The sequence below is a fragment of the Bacillota bacterium LX-D genome (assembly GCA_031628995.1).
Lineage (GTDB): Bacteria > Bacillota > DUOV01 > DUOV01 > Zhaonellaceae > JAVLUO01.
This window is the reverse complement of the sequence record JAVLUO010000004.1, coordinates 58,858-76,747: the sequence shown is the minus strand read 5'-3', so window position 1 is coordinate 76,747 and position 17,890 is coordinate 58,858. Positions and strand designations below refer to the sequence as shown.

17 protein-coding genes, 1 tRNA gene and 1 other RNA gene are annotated in these 17,890 nt (G+C 38.0%); 3 read left to right on the top strand and 16 right to left on the bottom strand.

Annotation, left to right across the window (positions count from 1 at the left end):
- The first annotated feature begins 3 nt into the window (after window positions 1-3).
- Together RDV78_05385 and RDV78_05380 are read left to right on the top strand one after the other, a co-directional pair.
- Entirely contained in the window at window positions 4-1,104 is a 1,101-nt protein-coding gene (locus RDV78_05385) for an iron ABC transporter substrate-binding protein (GenBank protein MDS1029934.1), read from the top strand.
- Window positions 1,101-1,592: a flavodoxin family protein gene (locus RDV78_05380; protein ID MDS1029933.1), complete on the top strand. Its 492-nt coding sequence runs from the start codon at window positions 1,101-1,103 to the stop codon at window positions 1,590-1,592. The genes RDV78_05385 and RDV78_05380 overlap by 4 nt, the downstream gene beginning before the upstream one ends.
- A 661-nt stretch (window positions 1,593-2,253) precedes the next feature.
- On the opposite strand, the gene RDV78_05375 is transcribed toward RDV78_05380, so the two are convergent.
- Window positions 2,254-2,330: transfer RNA gene (locus RDV78_05375), tRNA-Met, on the bottom strand.
- 18 nt (window positions 2,331-2,348) lie between these two features.
- Window positions 2,349-2,692: RNase P RNA component class B (gene rnpB, locus RDV78_05370), an RNA gene on the bottom strand.
- 367 nt (window positions 2,693-3,059) lie between these two features.
- Between rnpB and uraA the strand changes: the two genes are divergently transcribed.
- The gene (uraA, locus tag RDV78_05365) at window positions 3,060-4,367 is read left to right on the top strand and encodes a uracil permease (GenBank protein MDS1029932.1); all 1,308 of its coding nucleotides are present in this window, start codon (window positions 3,060-3,062) and stop codon (window positions 4,365-4,367) included.
- Between the two features lie 86 nt (window positions 4,368-4,453).
- Here the strand turns inward: uraA and RDV78_05360 are convergent, their stop codons facing one another.
- The 14 genes from RDV78_05360 to ftsY all read right to left on the bottom strand — a co-directional run bounded on the left by RDV78_05360 (window position 4,454) and on the right by ftsY (window position 17,866).
- Window positions 4,454-4,810, bottom strand: a complete 357-nt coding sequence (locus RDV78_05360) for a YraN family protein (GenBank protein ID MDS1029931.1) — start codon at window positions 4,808-4,810, stop codon at window positions 4,454-4,456.
- Between the two features lie 34 nt (window positions 4,811-4,844).
- The gene (locus tag RDV78_05355) at window positions 4,845-9,089 is read right to left on the bottom strand and encodes an acyl-CoA dehydratase activase (protein ID MDS1029930.1); all 4,245 of its coding nucleotides are present in this window, start codon (window positions 9,087-9,089) and stop codon (window positions 4,845-4,847) included.
- A 231-nt stretch (window positions 9,090-9,320) separates the two neighbouring features.
- Window positions 9,321-9,917: a ribonuclease HII gene (rnhB, locus tag RDV78_05350; GenBank protein ID MDS1029929.1), complete on the bottom strand. Its 597-nt coding sequence runs from the start codon at window positions 9,915-9,917 to the stop codon at window positions 9,321-9,323.
- Window positions 9,918-9,932: 15 nt separating this feature from the next.
- The gene (ylqF, locus tag RDV78_05345; protein ID MDS1029928.1) at window positions 9,933-10,784 is read right to left on the bottom strand and encodes a ribosome biogenesis GTPase YlqF; all 852 of its coding nucleotides are present in this window, start codon (window positions 10,782-10,784) and stop codon (window positions 9,933-9,935) included.
- An 8-nt stretch (window positions 10,785-10,792) separates the two neighbouring features.
- Window positions 10,793-11,323: a signal peptidase I gene (gene lepB / locus RDV78_05340; protein MDS1029927.1), complete on the bottom strand. Its 531-nt coding sequence runs from the start codon at window positions 11,321-11,323 to the stop codon at window positions 10,793-10,795.
- 72 nt (window positions 11,324-11,395) lie between these two features.
- Window positions 11,396-11,737, bottom strand: a complete 342-nt coding sequence (gene rplS / locus RDV78_05335; GenBank protein MDS1029926.1) for a 50S ribosomal protein L19 — start codon at window positions 11,735-11,737, stop codon at window positions 11,396-11,398.
- 99 nt (window positions 11,738-11,836) lie between these two features.
- Window positions 11,837-12,580 carry a tRNA (guanosine(37)-N1)-methyltransferase TrmD gene (gene trmD / locus RDV78_05330; GenBank protein MDS1029925.1) on the bottom strand — a complete coding sequence of 248 codons (744 nt, stop codon included), beginning with the start codon at window positions 12,578-12,580 and terminating at the stop codon, window positions 11,837-11,839.
- 10 nt (window positions 12,581-12,590) lie between these two features.
- On the bottom strand, window positions 12,591-13,106 hold the full coding sequence (rimM, locus tag RDV78_05325; protein ID MDS1029924.1) for a ribosome maturation factor RimM: 516 nt from the start codon (window positions 13,104-13,106) through the stop codon (window positions 12,591-12,593).
- Between the two features lie 51 nt (window positions 13,107-13,157).
- Window positions 13,158-13,388, bottom strand: a complete 231-nt coding sequence (locus tag RDV78_05320; GenBank protein ID MDS1029923.1) for a KH domain-containing protein — start codon at window positions 13,386-13,388, stop codon at window positions 13,158-13,160.
- A gap of 27 nt (window positions 13,389-13,415) precedes the next feature.
- On the bottom strand, window positions 13,416-13,688 hold the full coding sequence (rpsP, locus tag RDV78_05315) for a 30S ribosomal protein S16 (protein MDS1029922.1): 273 nt from the start codon (window positions 13,686-13,688) through the stop codon (window positions 13,416-13,418).
- Window positions 13,689-13,741: 53 nt separating this feature from the next.
- The gene (ffh, locus tag RDV78_05310) at window positions 13,742-15,100 is read right to left on the bottom strand and encodes a signal recognition particle protein (GenBank protein ID MDS1029921.1); all 1,359 of its coding nucleotides are present in this window, start codon (window positions 15,098-15,100) and stop codon (window positions 13,742-13,744) included.
- A 24-nt stretch (window positions 15,101-15,124) separates the two neighbouring features.
- Window positions 15,125-15,466 (bottom strand): putative DNA-binding protein, encoded by a 342-nt coding sequence (locus tag RDV78_05305; GenBank protein ID MDS1029920.1) that lies wholly within the window; start codon window positions 15,464-15,466, stop codon window positions 15,125-15,127.
- Between the two features lie 133 nt (window positions 15,467-15,599).
- The gene (locus RDV78_05300) at window positions 15,600-16,925 is read right to left on the bottom strand and encodes an amidohydrolase (GenBank protein MDS1029919.1); all 1,326 of its coding nucleotides are present in this window, start codon (window positions 16,923-16,925) and stop codon (window positions 15,600-15,602) included.
- 29 nt (window positions 16,926-16,954) lie between these two features.
- Complete coding sequence (gene ftsY, locus RDV78_05295) at window positions 16,955-17,866, bottom strand: signal recognition particle-docking protein FtsY (GenBank protein ID MDS1029918.1); 912 nt, start codon at window positions 17,864-17,866, stop codon at window positions 16,955-16,957.
- Between the last annotated feature and the right edge of the window lie 24 nt (window positions 17,867-17,890).

The window sequence follows — 17,890 nt, the reverse complement described above, 5'->3', positions numbered from 1 at the left end:
ATGATGAAAAAAAAGATTATTACTCTAATTGTTGCGCTATTATTTTGTATGACATTTCTCTTAAGTGGGTGTTCTTCCCAAACTTCTCAGACAGCACCCTCAAAAATCACGATAACTGATACATTGGGGAGACAAGTTGAAATTAACGGAGTGGCCAAAAAAGTGGTAGCCATTGGACCGGGTGCATTAAGGCTCTGCTGCTATTTTAATAATCCTGATATTTTTGCAGGAATTGAACAAATGGAAATAGATAGTCCGACAGGCAGACCATACCTTTATGCCAATCCAACGCTCACTACGCTGCCGGTGATTGGTCCGGGAGGCCCCAATAATGCTCCAGATCCTGAAAAACTCCTGGCGGTAAAACCGGATGTGATTTTTACAACTTATGCTGCCGATAAAGCCGCTGCGGATAATTTGCAGTCAAAAACAGGAATCCCTGTTATCGCGTTAAGTTATGGAAAAACGTCGACTTTCGATCCGCAGGTTAACGCTTCCTTAATGCTTATAGGAAAAATTATTGGTATGGATAAAAGAGCTCAGGAACTGGTTGGACTGATGGATGGGTTTAAAGCTGATCTGGACACAAGAACAAAGGACATAGCCCAGGATAAGAAACCCTCTGCCTATGTCGGGGGTCTGGGAATGAAGGGAACCCATGGGATTGAAAGCACCCAGGGCAATTACTCGTTGTTTAATGCTGTCCATGCCAAGAATGTGGTGGATGAGACAGGAAAGACTGGTTCGTTGATGATTGATAAGGAACAGTTGATCAAGTGGAATCCTGATATAATTTTTATTGATGGTGGCGGATATCCGTCAGTACTTGAGGATTATAAGAAAAACACGCAATTCTATGAGACATTGTCCGCTGTGAAAAACGGACAACTATATTTGACTCTGCCGTATAATTTTTACGCAACAAATATCGATACAGCGATTGCTGATGCTTACTATATCGGGAAGATACTCTATCCTGAACAGTTCAAGGATGTTGATCCTGCGAAAAAGGCAGACGAAATATATAAGCTCCTTTTGGGGAAAGAAATTTATACGCAAATGGCTAAGGACTTCGGCGGTTTTAAACAGGTCGTATTGAAATGAAAATAACAGTCTTATACGTCAGTGTCACTGGTAATACAGAGAAAATGGCAGGATATATCAGAGATGGTATCGAAGAGACGGACAACATGGAAGTAAGGTTGATGAATCTTAATCAGAAAGAAACCGTAGATTTTAGTTTTGTTAAAGACAGTAGCGCAATAGTTATTGGAACCCCCGCATATGTAGCTGATATGAGCTGGCAATTAAAAAAATGGTTTGATACGGATTGGAATTGTGATTTAGCGGGAAAACTAGGAGCAGCTTTTGCTACAGCAAATTGTATGCATGGTGGAGCAGATTTGGCCATCTCGAGTGTTTTGCGGCATATGCTGGTCAAAGGTATGCTGGTATATTCATCCGGTGCGGGATGTGGAAGGCCTTTTATTCATTTAGGGCCTGTTGCCCTCAAGGATGATTTGGATGGAAAAAAGAACTGTTTCAGTTATTCGGGAAACGGATCGCCGAAAAAACGATCGACTGTTTGGTGAAAAATGAGTAGCTGACCAGTAGTGCCTAAAAAATGATTAATATCAAGTCCGAACATGGTAACTTGACAGCGAACTGTACTCTATATACAACGAAGACCTGGCATGTATGTAAGTAATCCTTACTCCATTGCCGGGTTCTCTTGTTTTATGTCGTAGTGTTTAAGCTTACGCGGTTTTATATTGGCTGAGACCCTTTGAAAATCAGGCAAAAACGGTAAGATGCAATACAGCAGTAGTGTTCCTGATCTGGCTCTAATCGATGGATGGTTGTCAGCACCGAAATAAAAAATCTTGCTTTAGTCGATATGGCATTAGACTAAAATTGATAAGTTTAAGTCAAAGTGGTTGTTTATGCATAAAATGCACACCCCTAAAAAATACTCACCCCAGTCCGGCAAATCGTTTGACATCAGACGAAAGGGTGTGGATTTTATCATTTTATTGTTCTTAATCCAGTCGAGGCGAAGAGAAGCAAACTCTGGATAAACTTATAATGGTGACATATATATTCTGTTAGTATTAGTTTCCTCGGTACATAAAAACCCACACTGAAAATATATACTTCAGTGAGGGCTTTATTTGCTCCGCTTGAAGAGAGTCGGTCAAAAATTTATTTTTTTAAATCCCCAAGTTAAACTCCCTTTAAGCTGGTTTTTTATTATGGTAGCGATGATTGGATTTGAACCAACGACACTACGGGTATGAGCCGTATGCTCTAACCATCTGAGCTACATCGCCACAATTAGCTTTGGAACCACACTAAGCCTGGTTCTGTCGTGGATGGTCATCTTTCTCACGAAGACTCGTGCTTTCCTTAGGTTCATTTCCCCTTGAAAAGTTCCCCTCTCAGAGGGTTTCTGGCAAGGTGGGGTTTACGTCGTCTCACTCTGCTCGTTACCAAGCAGCATCGTCACTATAGCACTTTATGGGTAATCATCCCCTAAATAAAGGGTATTTTCCCCGCCGTTAGGTTTCCCTACCTTGACTTGCGTCAAGCACCTTCTCTGCAAGCAGGCTCCACGCCTTGCGTAAATCGCATCTCAGCTTGCGCCAGCCAGGACTTTCCTCACAAAGCTAGCTTTGCGCGACCATCTTGTGCTTCCAAAGTATGAAAAAATTATTTTTTTAAAAGCCCTCTCAGGTTTATGATTATAATATCTATAACGGGTTTTGTCAATTTAAAAAGGAATTTTTTTTAGAGGAAGCTTCTTACGAAAAATTTTGCTAAACTTTTCGAGCTGTAGTCGAAAATTGTAAATAAATTCTTGACAAGCATACATTAAATCTGCTATTCTCACACATGGAGATAATAAAATTACATAGCGTACCCTTTAAATTAGTTCAGAGAAGCTAATAAGGGATTATACAATTAATCTTAGGTATAAACTCCTTGCTAGCTTTCAGCATGGAGTTTTTTTACTAAAAGGGTGCGCCACAAATTCTTAACTATTCAAAGGAGTGAAGAAATTGAGGCGAACAATTGGTATTGAAGAAAAACTTTCTTTTTGGGAGACTTTACCCTTGAGTTTTCAACATTTAATGGCTATGTTTGGTTCAACGGTTCTTGTCCCCCTGCTTTTTCACATTAACCCTGCTATTGCCTTACTTATGAACGGTATAGGTACGCTGCTTTACACTTTTATTACTAAAGGTGGTATTCCTTCATATTTAGGTTCTAGTTTCGCATTTATTGCGCCTACATTGTTAATTATGTCGCAGAGCAGTTATAGTCATGCACAATCAGGGTTTATCTTCTTTGGTATTTTCTTTGTACTTGTATCTTTTATTATTAGTGCTGTTGGCACTAGATGGATTGATATTTGCTTACCAGCACCTGTTATGGGTGCAGTTGTAGCAGTTATTGGACTTGAATTAGCTCCTGTAGCTGCCCAAATGGCTGGTTTACTTGCCCCTTCTGCAGCTGTTGGGCAAGTAGTTCAAGCATTTCAACCGGATCCTAACGTAATTATGGTTTCCATGTTTACTTTATTAGTTGGTATTTTCGGGTCCGTAATCTTTAGAGGTTTTTTGCAAATTATCCCCATCCTAATTGCTATTATTGCTGGATATGTTTTGGCTTTATTTAAAGGAATGGTGGATTTTACCCCTGTTGCTCAAGCTGCTTGGATCAAAATGCCATCTTTTAGTGCTCCTGTATTTGATGTTAATGCTATTTTAATTATTGCTCCTGCAGCTTTGGTAGTCTTAGCAGAACATGTTGGCCATTTAATTGTCACGGGTAATATTGTTGAAAAGGACTTAATTAAAAAACCAGGTTTACACCTTTCTTTATTAGCTGATGGTATTTCCAATATGATTTCAGGATTTACTGGTTCACCTCCCAATACAACTTATGGAGAAAATATTGGTGTAATGGCAATTACTAGAGTATATTCTGTTTGGGTTATTCGCGGTGCAGCCATCTTAGCTATCATTATATCTTGCTTTGGAAAATTTGCTGCTGCTATCCAAACTATACCTACGCCAGTCATGGGTGGTATAAGCATTTTGTTATTCGGTGTTATTGCTGCAGCTGGTATCAGAATGCTGGTTGAACAAAAAGTTAATTATAGTAAAAATTATAATATGATGCTTTCTGCTGTTGTATTTATCATAGGTGTAAGCGGCGCTAGTATTAAATTAGGTGCCTTTGAACTTAAAGGTATGGCCTTAGCTGCCGCAGTAGGTATTGTTTTAGCCTTAGTTTTACACATGCTAAAAGTATGCGGTCTTTTAAACGATGATTTGGATGAAACAAAAGCAAGCAGCAAGTAATTAGCTGCATTTAATAAAAAAGGAAGTATGGTTAAGTAATTACCTATACTTCCTTTTTTATTAAAGTGCACAAGCCTAATAGATGCTCAAAAGGCATTTTTAATTAGCTCTATTTTTTTCGCTTTTCCCTGAACTAAAACCATAGCAACTACATCGAAACGGCAGCTGAAGTTCTCAGAATGATACTTCATTAAATAGTAGAGAGCCACTTGTCTGATTTTAGATTGTTTTTTATAGTTTACAAATTCTTGAGGTAAACCAAAACTAATGGTACTTCTTGCTTTAACTTCGATAAAAACCACTTGCCCTGATTCTTGAGCAATTAAATCTATCTCGCCAAGTTTACAGCTAAAATTCTTGGTTAATATTTTATAGCCATGTTCCTCTAAAAATTTTGCCGCTAATTCTTCTCCCAGCTTTCCAATTACACGGGTGTTGACCATTATTTCACCCCTTAGTCTAAGCAAAGATTTTACATTAACTAATTCTGTTGGCCTGAGTCCACTTAGCTAATCTTTTAACTTGCAAACAAAAGGCTTCTATTTTAGCTTCAATTAGTTGAGGAAATTGATTGCCATCGCTTTCCAAAGCTAAAAAAGGCAATGCCGGGTAACGCTCTAAAATTTGTTTTGTTAAATCATCCTGGGCGCTGTTTGCTTTTAGTCTATGTAATCCTTTATTTAAAATAGCTTCCGCCATTCTATTAGGCAGACAGCCAAAAGGCCCTATTGCTATTACTCCATCAACCTCTGCAATCATTTCAGTTACTGCTTCACCTACAGTTAAAATTGCTTCCCCCGTTAAAGTAGGTGCTATCGCATCAGCTGCATTTTGAATATATTTTTCAATATTAATCTGGTCAGGTGTATATAAATTGCTTTTGGCAAAAATAGCTTTAATTTTCTGCTCTTCCTTACGCTGAATAATTAGCTTTAAGTTTATTTTTGCTTTTGTCAACCATGTCGCCTGCTGAGTTAAGCTATTTTTAAACAAGTAATCGCAATAATATACCCACTCTGCAATTGGAGCAATTTTTAAAATAATACCTTTTTCAGCTAACTTCTCTTCCAATGATTGTCTGGAAAAGCCATCTTTCCGTACGTAGATTTCACCAACTAGTAAGACCTTACTTACTTCCTGGATCTTCTGTTTTAAAGGTATTGCAGCCAGTTTTGCAACGGCTTCTTCTAAGGTTCTAACTACTTGATTCCAGTTTTTCTGCTCTAAAGCAGCCAGGATAGATTCTACTGCCTTATCTAGAACTAGGAAGGCTTGGGTTTGATCCTTAGCTAAGACCATTAAAGCGTTGCGAATGTCGTCTAATACATCCCCTATAACAGCACATCTCCAAGCTCGCAGCATAAAACTTGTTGGCAGACCAGCATAACCGTTTGCCGAGGATAAAGAAAAAAGAGCAACATTAGTTATATTTTCTTTTTTTAACATATGTTCTATAGCCACATGATATTGTCCAAAACGACAGGGGCCGGAAGTAGTTGGCATAAAGAAAACTATTATTTCTTCCGATGCCTCTGGACGATTTAAATATTTTTTTAAGCTTCCTGCTGTCAATAATAGGGGCATACATTCTTTACAAGAAAAATATTTTTTTGCTTCACTTAATTCTCTAGTTCCAGGCGCTTCGAGACATTGAGCATTGATGCCAAAGTACCGAAAAGTTGCAGCTAAAGCCTGGGCACTGTAAGTACCCATTGTAGGAAATAAAACTTTTACACCTTCATCCTTTAGGCTAAAATACTCTCCTCCAATTGTACGCAACATTATTTTGTCAGCTTTTCTTATTTGTGTTACAGCTTTGTCTTCATCTACTTTAACATCTCTATTTAAGTTGTTATTTTGCCGATAGCTTTTGATTACATCTAGAAAAGCTTCAATTCTAGTGTCTATACCAGCATCTGCCGTGTGACTGTCTAACTCTAAAGTAAGAGATGGCTTTTTGCCCAAAATCTCTCGCACATAATTTAATAAAAATGAATCTGGACCGCAGCTAAAATTAGTTATATAAGCTGTAAAAAGCTGAGGATGCCCTTGCACAAAACGTCCACTCTTTAACAGCATTTGGCCGACTGACCAGTACATCTGTTCTTCAGAGTTTTCATAATCTAAAGGTAAAAAATCGCAGGGAATAATTTTGTATCCTCGTGAAGCAAATTTTGCCGGAATACCCATATTAGCATTCTTAGTAAAAGCATTATAGGGACGTCCAAATAATACAATGCCAATATGATCTGGATTTTTAGCAAGTTCTGCTAAAAATTTCTCTCCTTCTTTTTTTGTTGCCTGCCAAAACTGCTGCTGCATTTGCCAAGCCTTCTGGACAGCGTCCAAAACACTTTTGCGGTCAAAACCTAATTTAATGCCAATTTGGACAAACTCTTCTAAAACATCCTCCCAGGGCTTTGTAAAATCAAAAACAGGGTTAAGCATTTTAGTCTTGATTTCCGGAAAAGTATTTTGCAAATAATACGGCTCACCTTGTACAAATGGACACGTTACACTATCATAGTTTAATAGTTTTGGAGCTACACCCTTTACCTGAGGAAGAAAATAATAATCAACAGTTTGCTGGGTTAAAGAATAGCAATAACCGTGTGCTTGTTCTGCTGGATAACAAAAGGCTGCTCCTTTCATATCTTTTCCTTCTTGTAAACAATCTAGTGGCAGAACTACCTGACAGCCTAAATTAGTAAAGAAATTATGGTACAGTGGTAAATATGTATTGGAGAAAAATGATTTACTAATTCCAATTTTCAATCCACTTGTATTGTTATTTACACAAAAACTATAAAGCAATTTTTCTCTTAATGCTACAAGATCTAAATCCTTCCATTCTTTAACCTTATGATGCAAATAATTTTCATATTTATTGCAAGCTCCGCCGAAGGGATATTTAGTGCCGGCCACTTCCAGCATACTAATATAACACTTACGATCACAATTTTCTTTTTTTCCACGGCATGTAAATCCTTGACGGTAAATAACTTCCCGCTCAGCCAACTCCTTTAAATTATAGTTGCTAGGTTGAAGTAAGCCCAGTTCTAATTTGCTTTTAATTTCCAAAGCAACTCCAAAGGCACCCATTAAACCAGGCTCTGGAGGAACCACAATTTCTTTACCTAACAAACCAGCCATTGCTAAAGGAACTGCTTGGTTATAGCAAACTCCTCCCTGCATAAATATTTTCTTGCCTGTTGGTCTTGTGCCCTTTACACGGTTAATATAGTTTTGACAGATAGAATAGACTAGACCAGCAGCTATGTCACCATTATTAATTCCGGAGTGAATGGCATTTTTAATGTCACTGGCGATAAAAGCCGCACATTGGTCACTAAAATTAGGCGGATTCATTGCTTTGATAGCAGCTGTCCCAATTTCTGTTGTTTTTATTTGCAGGGACTCCTTAGCTGCTTCTTCTAAAAATGAGCCTGTTCCTGCAGAACAAGCTTCGTTCATAGCATAATCACAAGGCACCCCATTTTCTAAATAAGTATATTTGGCATCTTGTCCACCAATTTCTAAAATTGTATCTACTTCAGGATCAAAAAAAACTGCTGCTTTGGCATGGGCAATTATTTCATTGATAACTCCTTCTGTTAAGGCATGGAGCCCCGCAATTTGCCTTCCAGAGCCAGTAACCCCTATAGCAATTATTTTAAGATTATCAGGCACTTGTTGATTTAAACCTACATAACACTGGCGCGCAGCCTTGACAGGGTCCCCATTTGTCCGCAGGTACACTTTAGCTAATATTTCCGCATCTTCTAAACGAATTACTACTGCCTTAGTTGTAGTAGAACCTACATCTAAACCTACAATACAAACGTCACCTGGTTGAGCACTGGCTTGGGGCCAACTTTTAAATGCTACTTTTTCTTGGTGGTTAGACAAAGGTGGTAAAAATGCAAACGACTGACCCTCCAGCTTAAAAAGATTATTTCTATCTAAGGTTATTGTTTCATGGTCTTTAGCCCATAAGGCTGCTCCTAATGCTTCAAAATATTGAGCTTCAGCCGGTATATATAAATCGCCGATTTCTTTCTGCAAAAAATTAAGCATGGAAAGATTAGCTGTTGTACCTCCTACTAGCACAACGGATTTAGCTTTAGCTAAATGAACTAAATCTAAAATTTTAGCTCCCATCATTTGGCTTAGCCCTGCAATTACTTTGGCCTTAGGTTCTCCTTTGTTTAATGCATGAGTACAATCACTTTTACAAAAAACTGAGCATCTGCCTGCGACTTGGTAAATTTCAGCATTTTTAGCCATCTGTACAGCTTCTTCCACAGATAAACCCATCCTATTTACTTGCTGTAAAAAAAATTCTCCCGTTCCTGAGGCGCATTTATTGCCTGTCCAAACATTAATTATCCTCCCCCTGCTTAGAAGATAAATAATGAATGTTTCCCCGCCAGCACTAACTACAGCATCGTATTCCTTTCCCAAGTGGAGATATTCATAAGCATATTCTGTAGCTTCAGGTTCAGATATAGTGCTTAAATTTAAAAAATCTTTAAACTTTCGTCCTGTAACTGCTATCCTCTGCAAATTTTCTGGGCAATAGTTAAGTATTTTTGCAATTGTCTCTTTGGGGTTTCCGTCATGAGAAAATTTATACGTTCCTTTGATCGTAATTTTTGCTCCGCGCTCTAGCACAACCAAACTAACGTTGGAGGCCCCAACACATAAACCTGCGGTATACATTCTTTTGTTTTGTCTCCTTTAATTTCTTTTTTAAAATTCAGCTTATTTGTGAAATTTTAGCTTTCTTTTTATACAGATTTTAACACATTTCAGTCCTTAAGTTTAGACTTATTCTTGACAAAAATTTACTTTAAGCTTAAAGTGCAGTGGCTAGAAAAATCCCCCAAAAAAATTTAAAACCAAGGTCTATTAATTCCTTGGCTATTAATCAAGATAACAAATAAATTTTGGTTATCCAAATATCTTTAATTGTTTATAATTTTCTATCTCTAATAATTCTCTTATTGGTCCATAGGTTTTTCGATGGATAGGGCAAGGTCCATATTTATGTAAAGCTTCTAAATGTTGTTTTGTTAAGTAGCCCATATTCTGATCAAAGCCATATTGAGGGTACAACTGATGGTATTCCAGCATCATATTATCCCGAGCTACTTTGGCTAAAATAGAAGCTGCGCTAATGGCCTGGATCTTATCATCGCCTTTAACAATTGCCTTCGCCGGTATCTTGATTTCTGGTACATAAAGCCCATCTATAAAAACTTTGTTAGGCTTAGTTTTTAGCCCTTCTACTGCTCTTTTCATTGCTAGTAGTGTGGCATAGTGTACATTTAACTGTTCAATTTCTTCTAAACTAGCTTGAGCTATGGACCAACATACAGCATATTTTTTAATTTCTTCAGCTAGAATTTCTCTTCTATTTCTAGATAATTTTTTTGAATCTTTTAAACCTTCAATAGGTCTTTGTTGGTTAAGAATACAAGCACAAGCATAAATTTCAGCTGCTCCACTACCGCGTCCCACTTCATCTACTCCAGATATTAAAACCATTTGGCAGTCTCCCTTTTATTCAGCGGCAACTTTCTCCAGTGTAAGCTTTCCTAACTTGCCCTGCCGGAATTCCTGTAAAAGCATTAAAGCTGTTTTTTCTATTTCAACAACTCCACCTGCCCGCAATAATCCCCTTTTCCTGCCGATTTCTTCAAGCAAATCATAATTAGGTAAATTTAAATCCTTTAGTTTATATTTTTCCATCAAATTTTTCGCCGCATAGTTTTTTAAAAACTCCAGCAGTTCCATGGCCGCTTCTACTAAATCGTAAACTTGATCACTGATTGCCCCTGTCACAGCCAAATTAAAGCCTACTTGTAAGGAATCAAACTTTGGCCATAATAAGCCCGGTGTATCAAGTAATTCCAAATTTGGAAGGACTCTTACCCATTGCTTCCCTTTCGTTACTCCTGGTTTATTGGCTGTTTTGGTGCTTGTTTTTCTTACTAAGGCATTGATTAAAGATGACTTGCCTACGTTAGGAACACCAATTACCATGGCTCTAACAGGGCGTGGCCTTAAACCTTTGGCTGTTATTTGCTGCATTTTAACTTCTGCCAGCTGACTAGCTGCTTTCGTGAGTTGATCCATTCCTTCTCTAAGACTGGAATTTACAGCAACTGTTTTAAAACCACTATCTGCAAAATACTTTATCCATTTTTTATTTTCAGCTGAATCAGCAAGGTCTGACTTATTTAAAACAATTAGGCGCGGTTTGCCTCGGATTAAAGTATTTAAGTCAGGATTTCCTGAGCTTATTGGAATACGAGCATCCAAAACTTCAATCACAATATCAACTAATTTTAACTGTTCTTTGAGCATTCTTTTGGCTTTTGCCATATGTCCCGGATACCACTGTACCTGCACAATTTCACCTACTTAACTAATTTTAACCTGTTTAGAGGCCAATAAATTAGCTGTGCTTTCCCGATAATAAGATTTTTTTGCAAGGTCCCCCAATAGCGGGAATCTTGACTGTTATTTCTATTATCCCCCATCATAAAATAAGCATTCTTCGGAATCTTGACAGGAGGAAAATCTGCAAAGTGTAAATTGGGAGGCAAGTAGCTTTCTTTAATTGGTTTATTATTAATATAGATAACACTATTCTTAATTTCAAGAGTTTCTCCTGGCAAACCGATTAACCTCTTAATATAGTCGCGGCTAGGGTCTAGTGGAAATTTAAAAACAATAATATCTCCCCGTTTTGGTTCACTAAATCTATAGGTTAATTTATTAACAATAATCCGGTCATTTACTTGCAATGTAGGCTCCATAGATCCGGATGGTATATAAAATGGTTGAAATAGAAACATTCTAATGACAAAAGCCAAGATCACAGCAATTACTACCGATTCTAAAAATTCAAATAAAGTAGAACGTTTCTTATTGTTTTGTTCAAACATACTTATCCTCCCTAAAAACGGCATTGTAAAATGCAATAAAGGACCAGCGGTGCCAGTCCTTTCGAAGACAAATTATATTCTATCTTTAAGTCTCGAAGCTTTACCTGTTCTTTCCCTTAAGTAGAAAAGTTTGGCTCTTCTGACTTTACCATGGCGAAGTACTTCAATTTTATCAATTCTAGGAGAATGAAGTGGGAAAGTTCTCTCTACCCCTACACCATAAGATATTCTCCGAACAATTATGTTTTCAGTTAAGCTGCCGCCTTTTCTGGCAATGACAATACCTTCAAAAACCTGAATTCTTTCTTTATCTCCTTCAACAACTTTGGCATGTACACGAACTGTATCTCCTGGCTGTATATTAGGAATATCTTTTTTCATTTGTTCCTGTTCAATGGCTTTAATAATTTCCATAACTACTTCCTCCTTCCGTTTAAAAATTCTCTATTAAATTAGCATTTTCTCATTAGACGTTAGCGATTATTCTATCATAAAGAAAATGGAAAAACAAGTTTACGGCTTATTCGAAGAATTGCTGTTATGAAGAAGTTTTCTATCTTCTTCAGTAAGTTCTAATTTTGTAAACATGTCTGGTCTTTTTTCTCGGGTACGGAGCAGAGATTGTTGGCGACGCCATAATCTAATTTGCTCGTGATTCCCAGACAAAAGAACTTCTGGCACGGGAAAGTCCAAAAACTCCCTTGGCCTAGTATACTGAGGATATTCCAATAAACCGTCAGCAAAGGATTCCTCGAGCGCTGATTCCATTGTACCTAAAACCCCTGGAATAAGTCTGGCTACAGCATCAATTACTACCATAGCCGGCAACTCACCACCAGTTAGAATATAGTCACCAATGGAAATTTCTTCATCCACAAGATGCTCATGAACTCTCTCATCTATACCTTCATAATGGCCGCAGATAAAAATTAAATGTTCATATGTTGCTAGTTCTACAGCTAAATCCTGGTTAAATGTTTTTCCTTGAGGGCTTAGTAAAATGGTTTTGCGCTTTAAGTCCGTTTGACCCTTAACAACATTTTGCCAAGCTGCAAAAATCGGTTCGGGCTTCATCACCATTCCCAGGCCACCTCCAAAAGGATAATCATCAACTCTACGATGCTTATCAAACGCAAAAGAACGAATATCTGTGATATTAATCTGGATAATCCCTTTTTCCTGCGCCTTTTTTAAGATACTTTCCTGTAAGGGCCCCTGAAACATTTGGGGGAAAATCGTTAGAACATCTACTTTCATTTTTAACCCCCTAGTCAATAAGCCCAGGAAGAGGTTCAATAAGTATTTTTCCTTCGCTTAAATTAACTTCTTTAACTATCTGTTTAATGGCAGGAACCAAAACTTCCTTACCTGTGTTGGAGTTTTCAATATAATAAACGTCGTTGCTACCAGTTTGTTGAATATCTTTGACTGTACCTAGGAATTCTCCAGCAATTGTGAAAACCTGCAATCCTATTAGCTGAAAAATATAGTAATGACCTTCAGGCAAAGGAGTTAATTCTTCAGGTGAAATTTGGATTAATCCGCCTTTTAATTTTTCCGCTTCATTCATGTCCGAAATTTCTTTAAAGCGAAGAATAACAAATCCTTTGTGATAGCGTACACCAGCAATAGTCAACCAATTTACCTGGCCGGCAATTTTACAAGCTACTTTCTCCAGCGTAGTAAAGTGCTCTGGAAAATCTGTTGTTGGATAAACCCGCACTTCTCCTAGGTGACCTTGTGTTGTCGTTATCTCCCCAATAGTAATTAAATCTTCTAACAATCTATCGCGCCCTCCAAGCCTTAAGATTAGTAAAGTAAGGGCTTAGGTTCATTACTGGACTATTTCTAATGTTGCACGTTTACCAGCTTTTACAGCAGCTGCTTTAACGACCGAACGGATGGCATTGGCAATGCGGCCTTGTTTACCGATAACTTTGCCCATATCTTCCGCTGCAACCCTTAGCTCTAGGAAGAGGTCATTTTCATCTTCATGCAATTGAACATTAACTGCTTCGGGATTGTCCACTAAAGCTTTGGCAATAGTTTCAACCAAGCCTTCCATATTGAACCCTCCTCTAATGGCTAGCCATTATTTAGCATTTTTATTATCAACATACTTTTGCCATAAGCCAGCTTTTTTGAATAAAGCCTTTACAGTTTCAGAAGGTTGTGCACCATTTCCTAGCCATTTAATTGCTTTTTCCTCGTTTAACTCTAATACTTCAGGTTGTTGAATTGGATTATAGTAACCAATTTCTTCAATAAATCTTCCATCTCTAGGAGAACGGGAGTCTGCAACTACTAATCTATAGAAAGGAGCTTTTTTAGCACCCATTCTACGCAATCTAATTTTTGTAGCCATTAATTTCACCTCCTTAAATTAGTACAACTAAGGTTTTTAAGTTAAAATATATATCAATTGAAAAAAGGAAGTTTAAAACCACCTTTTTTTCCACGTTTTTTGGCTTGATTAGCCATCCCAGAAAATTGGCGCATAATCTTTTGCGCCTCGGTAAATTGTTTTAGCAATCTATTTACCTGTTGGACGCTAGTTCCACTGCCCATGGCAATCCTTTTTTTGCGACTTCCGTTAATTAAATCGGGATTTCTTCTTTCTTCTGATGTCATGGATTTGATAATTGCTTCCGTATGAACAAGTTCCTTTTCATCAATTTGCATATTTTTTAATTGCTTTGCATTACCCAGCCCAGGAATCATTCCTAAAATCTCTTCTAGAGGTCCCATAGATTTCATTTGCTGCAACTGCTCTAAAAAGTCATCTAAGGAAAATTGCTGCTGTCTAAATTTCTTTTCCATTTCTTTGGCTTTATCAGCATCGAAATTAGCCTGGGCTTTTTCAATCAGGGTAAGCACGTCACCCATGCCTAAAATTCTAGAAGCCATTCTCTCGGGATAAAATGGTTCTAGGGCATCTAACTTTTCGCCTAAGCCTACAAATTTAATAGGACAACCAGTTACTGCCTTCACAGAGAGAGCAGCCCCGCCTCGTGTATCACCATCGAGTTTTGTTAAAATCAGGCCGTCTAAACCTAACTGCTTATGAAAAGTTTCTGCCACATTAACTGCATCTTGGCCAGTCATAGCATCTACAACTAACAGTATTTCATGGGGATGAACTTCTTCTTTAATTCCTTTAAGCTCATCCATTAGCTCTTCGTTAATATGGAGACGACCGGCAGTATCCACAATTACTGTATCGTTGCCATGGCTTTTGGCATGCTCAACAGCAGCTTTCGCAATTTGAATGGGGCTATGTTTATCACCCATAGTAAATACAGGAATATCTAACTGTTTGCCCAAAACTTCGAGTTGCTTAATAGCCGCCGGACGATAAATATCCCCTGCCACTAAAAGAGGTCTTTTTCCCTGCTTGCGTACTAAATTAGCCAATTTACCACAAGTCGTTGTTTTTCCAGCCCCTTGTAAACCCACCAACATAACAACAGTAGGCGGTCGATTAGCTACTGTCAGCTTGCTTTGGGTACCTCCCATTAGCTGTGTTAATTCGTCGTTAACAATTTTAATTATTTGTTGGGCCGGTGTTAAACTCTCTAAGACTTCCTGCCCAATTGCCCTTTCTTTAACCTTTGCTACAAAGTCTTTAACAACTTTAAAGTTCACATCGGCTTCTAAAAGTGCTAGACGAACTTCACGCATAGCCTCTTTAACGTCATTTTCACTAATTTTACCCTTGCCTTTAAGTTTTTTAAAAGTTTCCTGGAGCTTTTCTGCTAAATTAGCAAAAGCAGACATGATATTCCTCCTAAAAAATTACTACTAATTAGATCCAAGTAATTCGGATAACAGCTCTTTAGCTTGTTTTAGGCTGTTTCTATCTTGTTCCCCTTTTTCAATTAAATCTATTGCTTTTTGCAAAAGCTCTTTTTCAGTAAGATACTTTTGCAAAACACCAAGTTTCGACTCATATTCCTCTAAGGTAGTTTCTGCTCTGCGAATTAAATCGTGTACTGCCTGCCTACTAATAGAGTATTCCTCTGCAATCTCTCCCAGGGAGAGATCCTGATTATAATAAAGCTCAATGATCTTTTGTTGTTTATCCGTCAAAAGCTTACCGTAAAAATCATAAAGCCAAGCAACTCTCGCTACTTTAGGCAACATTTTAATTTTCTCCTTGTAAAGTAAATTGCCTTTACAGTGACATGATAAACTATTGTTGCAGAGATGTCAAGTGCGGTCAAAAAAACAAAAAAGCAGTTTGGCAACTGCTTTTTAAAATTATAGCCTATACTTATTAACGGTTGAGAGGTTTCCCAGCTAAAGCCATGGCTCTTGTTTCAATCTCTGCGCAGATTTGTTCTACAGCAAAATTTTTAGCTGTTCCATTTTGCACTAAAATTTTCCCGTCCACAATGACTGTATCAATATCTGAGGACTGTGCTGAGTATACAAGATGAGCCAAAATATCATGTCTAGGGTAAAGGTGTGGTTTATTGATATTAAACAAAATAACATCTGCAAGCATACCTGGCTTCAACATGCCTATCTTGTCTTGTAAGCCTAAAGCTGCTGCCCCATTTTTTGTGGCCATTTCCAGAGCTTGATAGGAAGTAATGACTGTTGGGTCTTTAGTATTTACTTTATGCAGTAAAGCAGCAGTGCGCATTTCTTCTAACATATCTAAGTTATTATTGCTTGATGCTCCATCTGTACCTAAGGCTACAGGAATGCCAGCTTTCAGCATGGCAGGAACAGGTGCTATGCCGCTACCCAATTTCATGTTGCTTTCCGGATTATGGGCTACCCCCACATTTTTCTTTTTTAAAATAGCAATATCTTCCTCATTTACATAGACACAGTGGGCTGCTAGAGTTGGGTAGTCAAATAAACCTATGTCAGCTAATAAAGCCACAGGGGTTTTTCCATACTCCTGGCCAATGGTTGCAATTTCTCCTTCAGTTTCTGCTACATGAATATGGATACCCACCTGCAACTTCTCAGCTAATTTTATAATTTTTCGTAAATAGTCTGGAGGGCAAGTATAGGGGGCATGGGGGCCAAGCATAGTTATAATTCGTCCGTTTGCTTTACCGTGCCAATTTTGAATAAAATTTTCACTTTCTATCAGCCCTCGTTCTGCATTCTCACCAGTGCCAATTACACCTCTAGCCAGGCAGGCCCGTATACCTGTTTCTTCTACTGCTTTGGCAACTTGAGGCATAAAATCATACATATCAACAAAAGTTGTTGTACCGGAAAGGAGCATTTCCAAAATACACAGCTGAGTCCCCCAATAGATATCTTCCCCAGTCATTTTTGCTTCTAACGGCCAAATTTTTTGCTCTAGCCACTGCATTAAAGGTAAATCATCTGCATAACTTCTCAATAAAGTCATAGCTGCATGAGTATGAGTATTAATAAAACCAGGCAGTGCAACCAGATTTGTTCCATCGATTATAATATCTGCCTGCCAGTTAGAATTAACGGTCCCAACTGGTCCTACTAACTTAAGTTTATTGTCTTCAATAGCAATTTCTCCTCGGTAATACAAATCGCCTGAATCAGCTAAACTTTTAACCATTGGCACTAAGATACAATTCTTAATCCAGATTTTAGACATTTTCCTACCTCCCCAAAATTAATTAATTCCTAGGCAAAAAGAGCTTCTACAAATTCCTGGGGGTCAAATTCTCGTAAGTCGTCCATCTGCTCTCCAATGCCAATAAATTTTACGGGTATGTCTAGCTGCGAGCTAATGGCGACAATAACTCCCCCTTTTGCCGTACCATCAAGCTTCGTCAAAGCAATTGAACTAACGCCAGTTGCTTCTTTAAACAGCGTAGCTTGAGCAACAGCATTTTGTCCCGTAGTTGCATCTAGGACTAACAACACCTCATGAGGAGCCCCGGGAAGTTCTCTTTCAATTACCCTTCTAACTTTGCTGATTTCTTCCATTAAATTTACTTTATTATGTAGCCTGCCGGCAGTATCGATTAATACTATATCAGTTTTTCTAGATTTTGCAGCTTGTACACCATCATATGCAACTGCTGCTGGATCCGACCCTTCTTGATGTTTTACCATTTCCACACCTACACGATTTGCCCAAATTTCCAATTGATCAATGGCACCAGCTCGAAAAGTATCTGCTGCTACTAAGAGCACTTTTTTTCCTTCTTGTTTATATTTATGGGCAAGTTTTCCGATAGTTGTTGTCTTGCCAACTCCATTAACACCTACAACCAAAAAAACTGCTGGACCAGTTTCAGGAATATTTAATGGTACATACTCCTTCATTAAAATATCCCTAATATCTGATTCAAGAATTGCTCTTACTTCCTCAGGGGTATTGGCCTTTTTCTTTTTGGCCTTACTCCTTAAACTTTCGACTAAATCCATAGCTCCTTGGGCACCAACATCTGCTTGAATTAATATTGCTTCTAAATCTTCATAAAACTCCTCATCCAATTCTTTATATCCTGTAACTAGTTCTGTTACTTTATTAACAAATCCCTGGCGGGTCTTAGTCAAGCCATCTTTTAATCGATCAAAAAAGCCCATTTTATAGTACCTCCCATAATAATT